General features: G+C 71.4%; 10 protein-coding genes and 1 pseudogene. 7 read left to right on the forward strand and 4 right to left on the reverse strand.

Annotation, left to right across the window (positions count from 1 at the left end):
- Positions 1 to 211: 211 nt before the first annotated feature.
- Both OO68_RS09125 and OO68_RS09130 read left to right on the forward strand, forming a co-directional pair.
- Positions 212 to 1,678: an amino acid permease gene (locus tag OO68_RS09125; protein ID WP_033307702.1), complete on the forward strand. Its 1,467-nt coding sequence runs from the start codon at positions 212 to 214 to the stop codon at positions 1,676 to 1,678.
- Between the two features lie 42 nt (positions 1,679 to 1,720).
- On the forward strand, positions 1,721 to 2,200 hold the full coding sequence (locus tag OO68_RS09130; protein WP_033307703.1) for a macro domain-containing protein: 480 nt from the start codon (positions 1,721 to 1,723) through the stop codon (positions 2,198 to 2,200).
- A 22-nt stretch (positions 2,201 to 2,222) separates the two neighbouring features.
- Here the strand turns inward: OO68_RS09130 and OO68_RS09135 are convergent, their stop codons facing one another.
- Both OO68_RS09135 and OO68_RS09140 read right to left on the reverse strand, forming a co-directional pair.
- Positions 2,223 to 3,107, reverse strand: a complete 885-nt coding sequence (locus OO68_RS09135) for an arginase family protein (RefSeq protein WP_033308000.1) — start codon at positions 3,105 to 3,107, stop codon at positions 2,223 to 2,225.
- Between the two features lie 198 nt (positions 3,108 to 3,305).
- Positions 3,306 to 4,820: a M1 family metallopeptidase gene (locus OO68_RS09140; protein ID WP_033307704.1), complete on the reverse strand. Its 1,515-nt coding sequence runs from the start codon at positions 4,818 to 4,820 to the stop codon at positions 3,306 to 3,308.
- Between the two features lie 233 nt (positions 4,821 to 5,053).
- Here OO68_RS09140 and OO68_RS09145 point away from each other — a divergent pair, with 233 nt between their 5' ends.
- The 3 genes from OO68_RS09145 to OO68_RS09155 all read left to right on the forward strand — a co-directional run bounded on the left by OO68_RS09145 (position 5,054) and on the right by OO68_RS09155 (position 10,102).
- Positions 5,054 to 7,018 (forward strand): Xaa-Pro dipeptidyl-peptidase, encoded by a 1,965-nt coding sequence (locus OO68_RS09145; protein ID WP_033307705.1) that lies wholly within the window; start codon positions 5,054 to 5,056, stop codon positions 7,016 to 7,018.
- Positions 7,015 to 8,292 carry a M14 family metallopeptidase gene (locus tag OO68_RS09150; RefSeq protein ID WP_033307706.1) on the forward strand — a complete coding sequence of 426 codons (1,278 nt, stop codon included), beginning with the start codon at positions 7,015 to 7,017 and terminating at the stop codon, positions 8,290 to 8,292. Before OO68_RS09145 ends, OO68_RS09150 begins: the two co-directional genes overlap by 4 nt.
- 85 nt (positions 8,293 to 8,377) lie before the next feature.
- Positions 8,378 to 10,102, forward strand: a complete 1,725-nt coding sequence (locus OO68_RS09155) for a BCCT family transporter (RefSeq protein ID WP_033307707.1) — start codon at positions 8,378 to 8,380, stop codon at positions 10,100 to 10,102.
- A 68-nt stretch (positions 10,103 to 10,170) separates the two neighbouring features.
- Here OO68_RS09155 and OO68_RS09160 read toward each other — a convergent pair whose 3' ends face one another.
- On the reverse strand, positions 10,171 to 11,121 hold the full coding sequence (locus OO68_RS09160) for an NAD(P)/FAD-dependent oxidoreductase (RefSeq protein ID WP_033307708.1): 951 nt from the start codon (positions 11,119 to 11,121) through the stop codon (positions 10,171 to 10,173).
- A 66-nt stretch (positions 11,122 to 11,187) separates the two neighbouring features.
- On the opposite strand from OO68_RS09160, the gene OO68_RS09165 reads away from it, so the two are divergent.
- Together OO68_RS09165 and OO68_RS09170 are read left to right on the forward strand one after the other, a co-directional pair.
- Positions 11,188 to 12,210 (forward strand): hypothetical protein, encoded by a 1,023-nt coding sequence (locus OO68_RS09165; RefSeq protein WP_033307709.1) that lies wholly within the window; start codon positions 11,188 to 11,190, stop codon positions 12,208 to 12,210.
- 28 nt (positions 12,211 to 12,238) lie between these two features.
- Positions 12,239 to 13,879 carry an ABC-F family ATP-binding cassette domain-containing protein gene (locus tag OO68_RS09170; protein WP_033307710.1) on the forward strand — a complete coding sequence of 547 codons (1,641 nt, stop codon included), beginning with the start codon at positions 12,239 to 12,241 and terminating at the stop codon, positions 13,877 to 13,879.
- Here the strand turns inward: OO68_RS09170 and OO68_RS42180 are convergent.
- Positions 13,876 to 14,423: pseudogene (locus OO68_RS42180) on the reverse strand (putative glycolipid-binding domain-containing protein). The gene OO68_RS09170 and the pseudogene OO68_RS42180 sit on opposite strands and share 4 nt — an antisense overlap.
- Positions 14,424 to 14,522 lie beyond the last annotated feature (99 nt).

Raw genomic sequence — 14,522 nt, forward strand, 5'->3', positions numbered from 1 at the left:
AGTATCGCTGTCTCACCAGTGCTGTGAAACCTCCGGCGGCTCAAGTGAGGGTCGTGTGAGGAGTAGCGCTCTGTGACGTATGCCATCGCGTGAGCCGAGGGGCGTGAGGGAAGGTGGCCCCTTGGTCTGTGCCTTTACCGAGGGCACGGACCTTACGTACGTCCGGAAGCCGAGCGCGACCCGCTCGGGCGCACCAGAGAGTGGATCCACCGTGAGCAAGGACGCCGTGAACACGGCAGCAGCCGCATCCCCCCGTGACGCGGCGCAGGTGCCCGCGGATGCGGGCGACGCCGGCTACAGCAAGGACCTCAAGGCCCGCCACGTCAACATGATCGCCATCGGAGGCGCGATCGGCACCGGGCTCTTCCTGGGCGCGGGCGGCCGCCTCCACAACGCCGGCCCCGCGCTGGCGATCGCCTACCTGGTCTGCGGCGTCTTCGCCTTCTTCGTGGTCCGGGCCCTCGGTGAGCTGGTGCTCTACCGCCCGTCCTCGGGTTCCTTCGTGTCGTACGCGCGCGAGTTCCTCGGTGAGAAGGGCGCGTACGTCGCCGGCTGGATGTACTTCCTCAACTGGTCGACCACCGGCATCGCCGACATCACCGCGATCGCGCTCTACACGCACTACTGGAGCCTCTTCACCGACATCCCGCAGTGGGTGCTCGCGCTGGTCGCCCTCGCGGTCGTCCTGGCGGTGAACCTGATCTCGGTGAAGATCTTCGGCGAGATGGAGTTCTGGTTCGCCATCATCAAGGTCGCCACGCTCGTCGGCTTCATGTTCATCGGCATCTTCCTGCTCGCCACGCAGCACGAGGTGGGCGGGCAGACCCCGGGCCTGAGCGTCATCACCGACAACGGCGGCGTCTTCCCGCACGGCATGATGCCGGTCGTCCTCGTCATGCAGGGCGTGATCTTCGCGTACGCCGCGCTGGAGCTGGTCGGCGTCGCCGCGGGCGAGACCGCCGAGCCGGAGAAGGTCGTCCCGCGCGCGGTGAACTCGATCATGTGGCGGGTGGGTCTCTTCTACGTCGGCTCGGTCGTCCTGCTGGCCCTGCTGCTGCCGGGTTCGGTGTACTCGGCCGACCAGAGCCCCTTCGTCACGGTGCTGTCGAAGATCGGCGTCCCGGCCGCGGGCGACGTGATGAACCTGGTGGTCCTCACGGCCGCGATGTCCTCCCTCAACTCCGGCCTGTACTCCACGGGCCGCATCCTGCGCTCCATGGCGATGGCGGGCTCCGCCCCGAAGTTCACCGCGCGCATGAACCGCAGCCAGGTCCCCTACGGCGGCATCCTGCTGACCTGCGCGGTGTGCGTGCTCGGCGTCGGCCTGAACTTCCTCGTGCCGGCCCAGGCCTTCGAGATCGTGCTGAACGTCGCTTCCCTCGGCATCATCAGCACCTGGGTCATCATCATGGTCTGCCACCTGGTCTTCGTCCGCCGCGCCAAGGCCGGCCAGTTCACCCGGCCGTCCTTCCGCCTTCCCTTCAGCCCGGTCACGGAGATCACCACGATCGTCTTCCTGCTGGCCTGCCTCGGCATGATGTGGAACGACCCCGAGGTCGGCCGCAAGACCCTCCTGCTCATCCCGCTGATCGCGGCCATGCTGGTCGCGGGCTGGTTCGGCGTTCGCCGCCGGGTGTCCCGGGCTGCGGACCAGGAGCTGTCGCAGCTGACGAGGTAGCAGGCCGGAGCCGTTGGCAGTGGCCGGGCCTACGGTGGCGTCATGTCGGGGATCACGTATGTCCGGGGTGACGCCACCGTTCCGTCGGTGAAGGGCGTCAAGGTCATCGCGCATGTCTGCAACGACATCGGGGGCTGGGGCAAGGGCTTCGTCCTGGCGGTATCGCGCCGCTGGCCCGAGCCGGAGGCGGCGTACCGGGCCTGGCACCGGGATCGTGCGGCCAACGACTTCGCCCTGGGCGCGGTGCAGTTCGCCCAGGTCGAACGGCACGTGTGGATCGCCAGCATGATCGGCCAGCGCGGCACCAGGACCGGCAGCAAGGGCGTCCCCGTCCGCTACGAGGCGATCGACCTGGCGCTGGAGACCCTGGCCGGGAAGGCCGCTGAGCTGGGTGCCTCCGTGCACATGCCCCACATCGGTTGCGGCCTGGCAGGCGGCAAGTGGTCCCGGGTCGAGCCGCTGGTCGAGGAGCGGCTGGTCCGACGGGGGATCAGAGTGACGGTCTACGACCATGGCGAGTGAGGCCGCGGTACGGGCCGCCGGCTCAACCCTGGCTGTCGAAGGCCCGCACCAGACACTCGGCGAGGCGCTGCGCGACGGTGCCGTCGGGATCCAGGCGGGGGTTGAAGATCGCGACGGTGAGGCCGACGGCGCCGCCCATCAGGGCCGTGCGCAGGACGGTCTCCAGTGCCTGCCAGGTCAGCCCGTCCGGCTGCCGGTAGTCGACGGCGGGCATGACCGCGTCGTCCAGGACGTCGACGTCGAGATGGACCCAGTACCCGGCGTCCGCGCCGCCGCCGGTCAGCAGCCCGACCGCGCGCCGGGCCGCCTCGGCCGCCCCCAGGGCGCGCACGGTGTCCAGCCCCATCGCGTGCAGTGCGGACGGCAGCGGCTGCATCCCGTACGACGCGGACTCCTCCGCGTCCCGGAACCCCAGGGCGACGACGTCCTCGTCCCGCACGAGCGGGCCCCGGCCCTCCAGGTCGGCCAGCACGCGCGGGCCGCGCCCGGTGGCCAGGGCGAGCTCCATGGAGGCCACCTCACCGGCCGGCTCCGCCGACGGCTGGTAGAAGTCGCTGTGCCCGTCCAGAAAGAGCAGACCGTGCCGGTCGCGGCGGCGCAGGGCGAGCAGGACGCCGAGCAACACGCTGCAGTCCCCGCCGAGCACGACGGGGAACCGGCCCCGGTCGAGGACGCCGCCCACCGCGTCGGCCAGCGCGCCGGAGTACGCGGCGATGCCGCCCGGGTTGAGGAGCCCCGTGTCCGGGTCCCGCTCCGGCTCGTACGGCGGCGGCTCGACCCGGCCCGCGCGCACCGCCCCGAGCCCCTCGGCCAGCCCGGCCCCCAGGAGCGCCGCGGGCAACTCCTCGACACCAGTGGGGCGCAGCCCGAGCACGGACGGTGCCTCGACGATCGCCACGTTCCGCACGTCCGGCTCCCAGGTCGGCCCGACAACGCCGCCGGACGAAGCGCCCGGCACACGGACCCACCGTAGTTCGAGGACCGGCGGGAGGCGCGCCCGAGCGCGCGATCGAGCACCCGCACGCCCATGTGCCGCCGCCACGCCCGACAGTCCGGGGCCACCGGTCCGCCGGACGCGTTCGAAGCCCCCTGCGGGCTCTGGTCGTCAGTGACTCCGCTCGTGCTCCCCGTGAGCGTGCACCCCGTTCGTCGCAGCGATCCGCTTCCATGACCTGGGCTGGGGCACGTCCTTCGCCCTCTTGGCCACCGCCGCGGCCCGGGCCGCCGGCACCCCCGGCTTCGACGGCTGGAACAGCCACGCGTCGAACAGCGCGGCCAACGGCTTGCCCGACACCTCCTCCGCGTACCGCTGGAAGTCCGCCACCGACGCGTTGCCGTGTGCGTACTTCGCCGGCCAGCCCTTGAGGATCGTGAAGAACGCCTCGTCGCCGATCGTGTTGCGCAGGGCCTGGACGGCCAGCGCGCCACGGTCGTAGACCGCGATGTCGAACTGGTTCTCCGGGCCGGGATCCCCGGGCTTCACCGTCCAGAACGGGTCGTCGGCCGGATGGGAGGCGTACACGTAGTCGGCGAGTTCCTGCGCCGTGCCCTCACCCTCGTGTTCGGACCACAGCCACTGCGCGTACCGGGCGAAGCCCTCGTTGATCCAGATGTCCTTCCACCGCTTGAGGGACACCTCGTCGCCGTACCACTGGTGGGCCAGCTCATGGACGACGACGGACACGTTGGACCCGTTCGCGAACTGCCGCGGGCTGTAGAAGGGCCGGGTCTGGGTCTCCAGGGCGTAGCCGGTGTTCGTGTTCGGCACGTACCCGCCGAGCGCGTTGTACGGGTACGGCCCGAAGTACCCGGCGAGCCAGTCCGCGATCTCCCCGGTCCGTTCGAGGCTCGCCCGCGCCGCTCCTGCGTGGGCGCCGAGATCCTTGCTGTACGCGTTGAGGACCGGTATGCCGCCCTCGGTCGTGCCGGTCGTGATGTCGAACTTCCCGACCGCGAGCGTGGCGAGGTACGTGGCCTGCGGCTTGTCGGACCGCCAGTTCCAGCGGGTCCAGCCGAGCCGCGAACTCGTCGACTGCAGCGTGCCGTTGGAGATGGCCTGGGTGCCGTCCGGGACCAGCACGGACACGTCGTAGGTCGCCTTGTCGAGCGGATGGTCGTTGCTCGGGAACCACCAGGCGGCAGCTTCGGGCTCGTTCGCCGCGACACCTCCGTCCGGGGTGCGGTGCCAGCTCGTGAAGCCGTGCGCCCGCTTCGACGACGGCACTCCGCGGTAGCGCACGACGACCGTGACGGGCGCGCCCTCGGCCAGCGGGGTCTTCGGCGTGATCTCCAGCTCCTGCTCGCCCGAGGTCCGGAACGAGGCCTTCGCTCCGTTGACGCGCACCTCGCCGACGTCCAGCAGGAAGTCCAGGTTGAAGCTCGACAGGTTTTGCGTGGCGCGGGCCACGAGGGTCGCCGTGCCCTCCAGTTCGTCCGTGGCCGGCTGGTACTTCAGCCGGAGGTCGTAGTGGGAGACGTCGTAGCCGCCGTTGCCGTAGTCCGGGTAGTAGGAGTCGCCGATGCCCGGCGCGCCGGGGGAGTGGGGCGCGGCCGATGCCGGGATCGCCAGCAGGAGAACGGTCGCTGCCAGGGCTCCCGGCGCGATGATTCTGCGGTGCACGCAAGGCTCCAAGTCGTAGGGTGCCGAGGTCTGTCCGGGTTCTTGTCCGGTGTCTGTCCGGTGTCTGTCCGGAGCCTATTGACTCCCTGTGCCTTGATCATGTCCATGGCCCCTGCTGTCACACGATCGCCATTCGGCCGACATGGGACACCCGCCCCGAAGGCCCCCCGGGACACGCCGGTCCGTCAGCTGCCCTCTTCTGCACGGCAGTTCACCGATGTACCGTCCGGCGCATGCCGAAACGCACGCGCTTCACGACCTGGAGACCGCTCGCGACGGCGGCCACGGCCGCCCTCTTGGCCACGCTGATCACCCCGGCGGCCGTACAGGCCGCACCGGCCGCCCCGAGCGGCAGCGAACCCGTCTACTCCTACGAGAACGCCATCCGCGAGGCCGTCTGGGTGGACACCGGGCTCGACGGAGACCGCGACGGAAGGACCGACCGGGTCGCCGTCGACATCGTCCGCCCCCGCGAAGCCGCCCGGCAGGGCCGCAGGATCCCCGTCATCATGGACGCCAGCCCGTACTACTCCTGCTGCGGGCGCGGCAACGAGAGCCAGAAGAAGACGTACGACGCGCAGGGCCGTGTCGCACAGATGCCGCTGTACTACGACAACTACTTCGTCCCGCGCGGCTACGCCTTCGTCGGCGTCGACCTGGCCGGAACCAATCGCTCCGACGGCTGCGTCGACGTCGGCGGCCGCTCCGACGTCCAGTCCGCCAAGGCCGTCGTCGACTGGCTGAACGGCCGCGCCAAGGCCTACACGAGCCGCACGGGCGCCACCCGCGCCCAGGCCGGCTGGACCAACGGCCGCACCGGCATGATCGGCAAGAGCTGGGACGGCACCATCGCCAACGGCGTGGCCGCCACCGGCGTCAAGGGCCTGAAGACCATCGTCCCCATCAGCGCCATCTCCTCCTGGTACGACTACTACTTCCAGCAGGGCGCCCCCCTCTACGACTCCGGCCCCGCGTGGCTGTCGGACTACGTGAACAGCCCCGACGCCCGCGCCAAGTGCGCAGCCGTCCAGCAAAAGCTCACCGACGGCGCCCCGCGCACCGGCGACCGGACCCCGCTGTGGACCGAGCGCGACTACGTGAAGGCCGCGCGGGGGGTCAAGGCCAGCGTCTTCCTCGTCCACGGCATGCAGGACCTCAACGTCCGCATGAAGCACGTCGGTCCGTGGTGGGATGCCCTCGCGAAGAACGGCGTCGAGCGCAAGATCTGGCTGTCCCAGACCGGGCACGTCGACCCCTTCGACTTCCGGCGCGGCGCCTGGGTCAAGACGCTGCACCGCTGGTTCGACCACGAACTCTTGGGCATCGACAACGGCATCGACCGCGAGCCCATGGCCGACATCGAACGCGCGCCCGACCGGTGGGAAACCTCCCGCATCTGGCCGCCGAGCGGCACCCGGGCCGCCGCCCTGCGCCCCGGCCTCGGTGCCCAGGCCGGCGTCGGCACCCTCGGCCTGCGGCGCGGCCACGGCACCGAGAGTTTCACCGACGACCCGAAGCTGAGCGAGACCGACTGGGCCGCCCGGATCGACCGGCCGACACCGGAGAAGGCCGGCTTCGTCACCGGACCGCTCACCCGTGACCTGCGCCTGTCCGGTTCCTCCGAGGTCACCGTCACCGCGACGCCCTCCACCCCGACGGCCCACCTCTCCGCCGTCCTCGTGGACATCGGCCCCGCCACCATCCGCGACTACGCCGACCCCGGGGAAGGCATCACCACCCTCACCGACCGCACCTGCTGGGGCGCGGGCACCACCGGCGACAGCCCCTGCTTCAAGGAGACGAAGGCGAAGACCGCCGACGTCGACTACACCGTCGTCAGCCGCGGCTGGGCCGACCTCGGCAACCACGCCTCCGACCACAAGGGCTCCCCGCTCACCCCGGGCAAGCGGTACACGATCACCCTCGACCTTGCGGCCACCGACCACGTCGTCCCAAAGGGCCACCGCCTGGCGCTGATCGTCGCGGGCACGGACAAGGACCTCATCGACCCTCCCGCCGACCGGCCGCAGCTCACGCTGGACCTGTCCCGCACTTCGGCGCGCGTCCCGTTCGTCGGCGGAACCACCGCCTTCGCACGCGCCACCGCGGGGACCGCGCTCGCCACCCCCGACGCCACGCTGCTGGACGGCGTACGGGAGCCGCGCACCACGCAGCGCGTCCCGGGGGGAAACCGGTGACCCGCTTCGGCGCCCTCGCCCTGACCACCGCCGCCCTCACGGCCTCCCTGGTCGCCGTACCTCCGGCTCAGGCGGCGACCGACTCCCCGCCGAGCACCGGCTTCGAACAGTCGAATGGCGCGCGCTGGACGTCCCAGCCCGAGGAGCAGGACTTCCTCAAGGCGGTCGACCGCTCCAGTGGCCGCGTCTCCCTGACCCGCTTCGGCACGACGAAGCAGGACCGTCCGCTCCAGGTGGTGCGCATCGGCACCCGGCCGAGTCCCAGCAAGGTGCTGCTCGTGTGCAGCCAGCACGGCGACGAACCCTCCGGCCGCGAGGCCTGCCTTACCACCGTCCGCGACCTCGCGTACGCCCGGGACAGCCGCACCCGGCGCTTCCTCGACCGCACCACGGTCCTGGTCGTGCCCACCGCCAACCCGGACGGCAGGGCCGCGAACACCCGCGGCAACGGCGACGGCGTCGACATCAACCGCGACCACCTCGCCCTGAAGACCGCCGAGGGCCGCGCCCTGGCCGCCCTCATCCGCGACCAGCGCCCCGACGTCGTCTACGACCTGCACGAGTACGGCGCCACCCCGCCGTACTACGACAAGGACCTCTTCGATCTGTGGCCGCGCAACCTCAACACCCACGGGGCGGTCCACGACGAGGCCAGGACCCTGTCCGAGGCGTACGTCCGGCCCGCCGCCCGGCGGGCCGGCCACTCGACCGGCACCTACGGCATCTGGACCGACCCGGAGACCGGTGAGCCGGTCAGACAGGTCGCCGGCGACGGGCAGGAGCGCATTCTGCGCAACATGTCCGGTGTGAAGCACTCTGTCGGCTTGCTCATCGAAAGCCGCGTGGACCCGCTCACCGAGGCGGAGAAGGGGGACGAGGCCCTGAACAACCGGCGCCGGGTCACCTCCCAGCTTGACGCCCTCAAGGGTCTGTTCGGATACACCGACCAGCGCCGTGGCCGGATCGAGGCGGCGACGACCGGCGCCCGGCTCGCCGGGTACGCCGACACAGGTCCGGTCTACGTCGGCGGCGCCGACAACGACCCGCCCGAACCAGGGCAAATCCTCCAAAACCCACCCTGCGGCTACCGGCTCACCGCCGCCCAGTACGCCGAGGTCGGCGACGAGCTCGCCCTGCACGGCGTGCGCGTGCGCAAGGACCGCGCAGGCGTGCTCGTCCCCCTGCGCCAGCCCCTGCGGGCGCTCGTGCCGCTGCTGCTCGACGACCGGGCCGAGTACCACCTGACCGGAGGTTCATCCGAAACCACATGTTGAGAGGGGTGAAATTACGCCACACGTGGTAGCAGCGTTACGGAGGACCTGGGGTCCTCCCTGCTTTCCCAGATGAAAGGTGCCGCCTGTGACGCAAGAACGACCAAGCGACAAGGGCTCCCCGGACGGAGTCGCGCTGCCGGGGTCGGAAGCGGGCCTGCCCGGTCAGGACCGGCCGCAGACCGACCGCATCGTCTTCGGCGTCACGGCGGTGCTCACCCTCGCCTTCGTGGTCTGGGGCGCCGCGGCGACCGACTCGCTCGAAGACGTTTCCACCAGCATGCTCAGCGGCCTGATGCACAACGGCGGCTGGGCGTTCATGCTCGCCGCCTCCGGCTTCGTGGTCTTCGCCCTCTGGCTCGCGATCAGCCGTTACGGCCGGATCCACCTCGGCGCGGAGGGTGAGGAACCTGAGTTCCGCACGGTGTCCTGGGTCGCGATGATGTTCAGCGCTGGCATGGGCATCGGCCTGATGTTCTACGGCGTGAGCGAGCCGCTGTCGCACTACGGCACGCCCCCGCCGGGCAGCGACCCGGCCGACTCCGGCGATCGCATGGAGACGGCCATGGCCACCACCCTGTTCCACTGGACGCTCCATCCCTGGGCGATCTACGCCGTGGTGGGCCTCGCCATCGCCTACAGCACCTTCCGCAGGCGCCGCAGGCAGACCATCAGTGCCGTCTTCACCCCGCTGATCGGCAAGAAGAACGCCAACGGCGGCATCGGCCGGGCCATCGACGTCCTCGCGATCATCGCGACCGTCTTCGGCTCCGCCGCCTCCCTGGGACTCGGCGCGCTCCAGATCGGCTCCGGTGTGCAGGAGCTGAAGTGGATGGACAAGGTGAGTACCGGGCTGCTCGTCACGATCATCGCGGTGCTGACCCTGGCCTTCGTCGCGTCCGCGATCTCCGGTGTGGAGAAGGGCATTCAGTGGCTGTCCAACACCAACATGGTGCTGGCGCTGGTGCTCGCCCTGTTCGTCTTCGTGGCGGGCCCGACCATCATCGTCCTGGACCTGCTGCCCACCTCCGTCTTCGCCTACCTCGGCGACCTGCCCCAGCTGGCCGGCCGGACCGAGGCGAGCGGTGGCGAGGGCGTCGCCGACTGGCTGGGCAGCTGGACGGTCTTCTACTGGGCGTGGTGGATCTCCTGGACGCCGTTCGTCGGCATGTTCATCGCCCGCATCAGCCGGGGCCGCACGATCCGCCAGTTCGTCGGCGGTGTCATCCTCGTGCCCAGCACGGTCAGCCTGATCTGGTTCGCGATCTTCGGCGGCTCGGCGATGAAGATGCAGGAGGAGGGGCGGCTCGCCAAGGAGGCCACTCCGGAGGGCCAGCTCTTCGGCGTGCTCCAGCAGTTCCCCATCGCCACCGTCACGAGCCTGCTCGTGATGATCCTCGTCGGTATCTTCTTCGTCTCGGGCGCCGACGCGGCCTCAATCGTCATGGGCACCCTGTCGCAGAAGGGCGCCCTCGAACCCGGCCGCTTCGTGGTGGTGTTCTGGGGCGTGGTCACCGGCGCGGTGGCAGCGATCATGCTGCTCGTCGGCAGCGGTCAGGGCGACGCCCTGACCGGTCTGCAGAACCTCACGATCCTCGCGGCGGCACCGTTCGTCATCGTGATGATCTTCATGTGCGTCGCCCTGATGCGCGACCTGCGCCGCGACCCGGTGATCGTGCGTGAGCAGATGGGCTCCGAGGCCGTCGAGATGGCCGTCATGGAAGGACACAAGAAGTACGACGGCGAGTTCGAGTTCCGCGTCGGCCCGGGCCGCGGCCCGGACGTGGAGGGTGACCCGATCGGCAAGCACTGATCCCGAGCGGCAGCGGGCGGTCCGGGTCCCACGACCCGGGCCGCCCTCGCCGTTCCCGTGGGTCGCGCTCAGCCGGCCACCAGCCGCGCGGCCTCCTCCGCGCACCCCCAGGCCACCGTGACGCCCCCACCGCCGTGCCCGTAGTTGTGCACCAGGAGCCGCCCGTCCGGCAGGGTGTCCCGCTCCAGCCGGACCGCCGGGCGGGTGGGCCGCAGACCGACCCGGTGCTCCAGCACACGGGCCCCGGCGATCTCCGGCCTGAGCGCAGCACAGCGGCGGACGATCGCCTCGGCCGTCGCGGGGTCGGGGTCCAGCGACCACGCGTCCTCCTCGGAGGTGCCGCCGAGGACGAGCCCGCCCGGCTGCGGGAACAGGTACGCGTGCTCGCCGGCCGCGTCGGTGGAGACCAGCCAGGTGTCGATTCCGGGGTTCTCCACGACCACCAACTGCCCGCGCACCGGCCGCACGGAGGGGTCCGGCACGAGCTCCCGCGCGGCGAGCCCCGTGCAGTTGACCACGACGTCCGCGTCCACCTCCGCGAACCCGGACACCGCGTGCGTCTCGACCACACCCCCCGCCGCGACGAACCGCTCCCGCAGCCACCGCAGATGGACCGGCATGTCGATGAGCGGCAGCCGCACCCACAGCCCCGTACCCGCGTATTCGCCGGCCGTGGCCGCCCGCAGCCCAGGCACCCGGCCCGCCAGCCACGCGTCCGCCTCGTCGAGGCTGGTCTCGCCCTGTACCCCTTCGACCATGCGTACGCCGGCCGGCTCGCCCCGTGCGGCCAGCTCCTCGTACACCTCCAGCGACCGCAGCGCCCACCTCCGCGCCGCCGCGACCGGCTCGATCCGGTACGGCCACCACAGCGCACCCGCAACGGCTGAGGTGGTCGCCTCGACGGCGTCCCGCGTCCACACCCGCACCCGCCGCCCGCGCCCGGTGAGAGCCAGGGCCGTCGTCAGCCCGACCACCCCGCCGCCGACCACCACGATCTCGCCACTCGCATCGCTCGCCATGCCCGGACCGTAGCGGAATGTGTCATGCCGTGCTCACATCACGCGCAGTGTGGGGATACTCACAGTATGTGTGCCGAGTATGCGACCTTCGGCCTGGCTCCCGCGATGCGGGCCGGGGGAGTCCTCAACGACGGCGGTTACCAGGTCCACCGGGACTTCGTGGACTTCATCGTCGACGGACGCCCGCTGCTGTTCCAGCTCTCCGACCTCGACGCGGTCTCCCCGCTCGCCTCCGACGTCCCTCCCGCGATCTTCACCGCGCAGGTCCGCAGCCTGCTCCTGGAGAGCGAGGCCCCGCTGCCCGGCGGCCGTTACGTCGTCTACGGCTGTCCAGAGTGCGAGGACCTGGCCTGCGGAGCGGTCACCGCGGTCATCCAGGGCGACGGCGAGGACTTCATCTGGCGGGACTTCGCCTGGCAGACCGGTGAACACGCCGACCTGGAGCGCAACGGCTACCACGGCATCGGCCCGTTCCGGTTCCGCGGCGCCGAGTACCGCACCGCGCTGGGCACCCTGCTGAACGGCTCGGCGCCCGATCCCCGGCGCCGGGTGCTGCTGATCGGCGCCCGTGTCGCCGTCCTCGCCAAACTCGCCGCGGCCTTACGGACCATCGGTGTCGGCGCCGACATCGCCCACGACGCCGACGGCGTGCCCCCGGACGAACTCCGCGGCTACGGCGCCGTCGCCTTCGGCCACGCGGCCGGCGAGCAGGAACGTGCCGCCGTCCGCCGCGCCTTCGAGCGCGCCGGGGTTCCGGTCGCCCACGTCGACGGCCTCGCCCCGATCGTCCCGCTCCTCGTCGCCCAGATCGAACACGCGCTGGACCGCAGCCCGGCCGACCGGCGCCGGCTCACCGGCCTCACCGCGACCGACGGCGGCGCGGAGGTCGAGGTCACCTCCGCCTGCCGCGTCACACTCACCGCCTACCGCCTCGACCGGCTCTCCCGCACCCACACCCACGACATCTTCGACGGCGTCCTCGAAGCGGGCCGCCACCGCGTCGCCCTCGACGCGAAAGCGGTCCGGGGCCGGTCGTTCCTCGTGGCCCGCACCGCCGGGAGCGTCCTGGTGGCGGCCGTGAACCACTGAACGCCCGGCCGTTAGGATCGGCCCTCTGATGACTGCCACCCTCGTCGCCAAGAACCTCGCCGCCGGCCACGGCGACCGCTCCCTGTTCACCGGACTCGACCTGGTCGTCGCGCCCGGCGACGTGATCGGGCTGGTCGGAGCCAACGGCGCGGGCAAGTCCACCCTGCTCAGGATGCTCGCCGGGCTCACCGCGCCCGAGCAGGGCGAACTGCGCCTGTCCCCGCCGGCCGCCACCGTCGGCCACCTCCCGCAGGAGCCGGACCGCCGGCCCGGCGAGACCGTACGGGCGTTCCTGGCCCGCCGCACCGGCGTGGCCGACGCCCAGCGCACCATGGACGAGGCGACCCAGGCGCTGGTCGACGGGGAGCCCGGCGCCGACGACGCCTACGCCACCAGTCTGGAGCGCTGGCTCGGCCTCGGCGGCGCCGACCTCGACGAACGTGCGGAGGAGGTCGCCGACAGCCTCGGCCTCGCGGTCGGCCTGGACCAGCCGATGACGTCCCTGTCCGGCGGCCAGGCTGCCCGCGTCGGACTCGCCTCCCTGCTGCTGTCCCGCTACGACGTCTTCCTCCTCGACGAGCCGACCAACGACCTCGACCTGGACGGTCTGGACCGCCTGGAGCGCTTCGTGAGCGGCCTGCGCGCCGGGACCGTCGTCGTCAGCCACGACCGCGAGTTCCTCACCCGCACCGTCACCAAGGTCCTCGAACTCGACCTCGCCCAGCGGCAGATCAACCTCTTCGGCGGCGGCTACGAGGCCTACCTGGAGGAGCGGGAGGTCGCCCGCCGGCACGCCCGCGACGAGTTCGAGGAGTACGCCGACAAAAAGAGCGCCCTCCAGGACCGCGCGCACTTGCAGCGCTCCTGGATGGACAAGGGCGTGAAGAACGCCCGCCGCAAGGCGGGCAACGACAACGACAAGATCGGCCGCAAGTTCCGCAGCGAGGCCAGCGAGAAGCAGGCCGCCAAAGCCCGCCAGACCCAGCGCATGATCGAGCGCCTGGAGGTCGTCGAGGAGCCCCGCAAGGAGTGGGAGCTGCGCATGGAGATCGCGTCGGCCCCGCGTTCGGGTGCCGTCGTCGCGACCCTGCGGGACGCCGAGGTGCGCCGCGGCGGCTTCGTCCTGGGCCCCGTCTCCCTGCAGATCGACTGGGCGGACCGGGTGGCGGTGACGGGCGCGAACGGCGCCGGCAAGTCCACGCTGCTCGCCGCCCTCCTCGGCCGCGTCCCGCTGGACGCCGGGCACGCCGCGCTCGGCTCGGGCGTCCTCCTCGGCGAGGTCGACCAGGCCCGCAAGCTCTTCCACGGCGAGGAGTCCCTGCTCGACGCCTTCCGCACGGCCGTCCCGGACACCGAACCGGCCGAGATCCGCACCCTCCTGGCCAAGTTCGGTCTCAAGTCGGACCACGTCCTGCGCCCCGCGGCGAGCCTCTCCCCGGGCGAGCGCACCCGGGCCGCCCTGGCGCTGCTCCAGGGCCGGGGCGTCAACCTCCTGGTCCTCGACGAGCCGACCAACCATCTGGACCTGCCCGCCATCGAGCAGCTGGAGTCCGCCCTCGACACCTACGAGGGCACCCTCCTGCTGGTCACCCACGACCGCCGCATGCTGGACGCCGTACACGTCACCCGCCGCCTGGAGGTGGCGGACGGCAAGGTGACCGAGCGCTAACGGGCCGTCAGACGTGTGGCCAGCTGCGGATAGTCGACGACGTACCCCTCCTCGTCGAACTCCAGGTCGCTGCGGAAGCCGTCGGAGGAGTACCGGACCCGCCCGGGGCCCAGATGCGTGTACGTCTGCCGCGACGGCCGCACCACCAGGTCCGGCACCGACACCCAGGCCATCAGGACTCCCGCTCGCCGGGCGTCCGGTGGAGCCCGTACCGCAGCACCGGCATGGTGTTGGTGAGCGGGCACAGCCCGAGATCGCAGTCGAGCGCTCCGTCGACGTCCGGCAGAGGCTCGCCGTCCCCGGTCCACCGGCCCCGTCCGTCGTGGAGCAGATCGAGCGTACGAACGCTGTCCGCGGACTCGGTGGTCACCCGCAGCCGACGGGTCACGAACCCGTCGGCCGTGTCGAGTTCGTACATGACCCAGTACGGCTCGGGATCAGTCCCCACAGCCCGCCCCCGCGCCCGCAACACACCGCCGTCGAGCTCGGTCCAGACGGTCTCGAACCCCTGGCTTGCGGACACTTCCCAGGTGATGGCAGGCATACCCTCACTGTAGGCCCGAAGGCGAGCGAAGCTCCGCCTTCAGGGGCGCGGGGAACTGCGCAGCCACGACGACCCCGCAGCTCCCCACGGCCTCCCCGA

This window comes from Streptomyces iakyrus (assembly GCF_000717055.1).
Lineage (GTDB): Bacteria > Actinomycetota > Actinomycetes > Streptomycetales > Streptomycetaceae > Streptomyces > Streptomyces iakyrus.

Bases quoted from the DNA above. Each gene is read 5' to 3' on its own strand.
- OO68_RS09130 (WP_033307703.1), top strand. From the start codon at position 1,721: ATGTCGGGGATCACGTATGTCCGGGGTGACGCCACCGTTCCGTCGGTG.
- OO68_RS09145 (WP_033307705.1), top strand. From the start codon at position 5,054: ATGCCGAAACGCACGCGCTTCACGACCTGGAGACCGCTCGCGACGGCG.
- OO68_RS09160 (WP_033307708.1), bottom strand. From the start codon at position 11,121: ATGGCGAGCGATGCGAGTGGCGAGATCGTGGTGGTCGGCGGCGGGGTG.
- OO68_RS09165 (WP_033307709.1), top strand. From the start codon at position 11,188: ATGTGTGCCGAGTATGCGACCTTCGGCCTGGCTCCCGCGATGCGGGCC.
- OO68_RS09170 (WP_033307710.1), top strand. From the start codon at position 12,239: ATGACTGCCACCCTCGTCGCCAAGAACCTCGCCGCCGGCCACGGCGAC.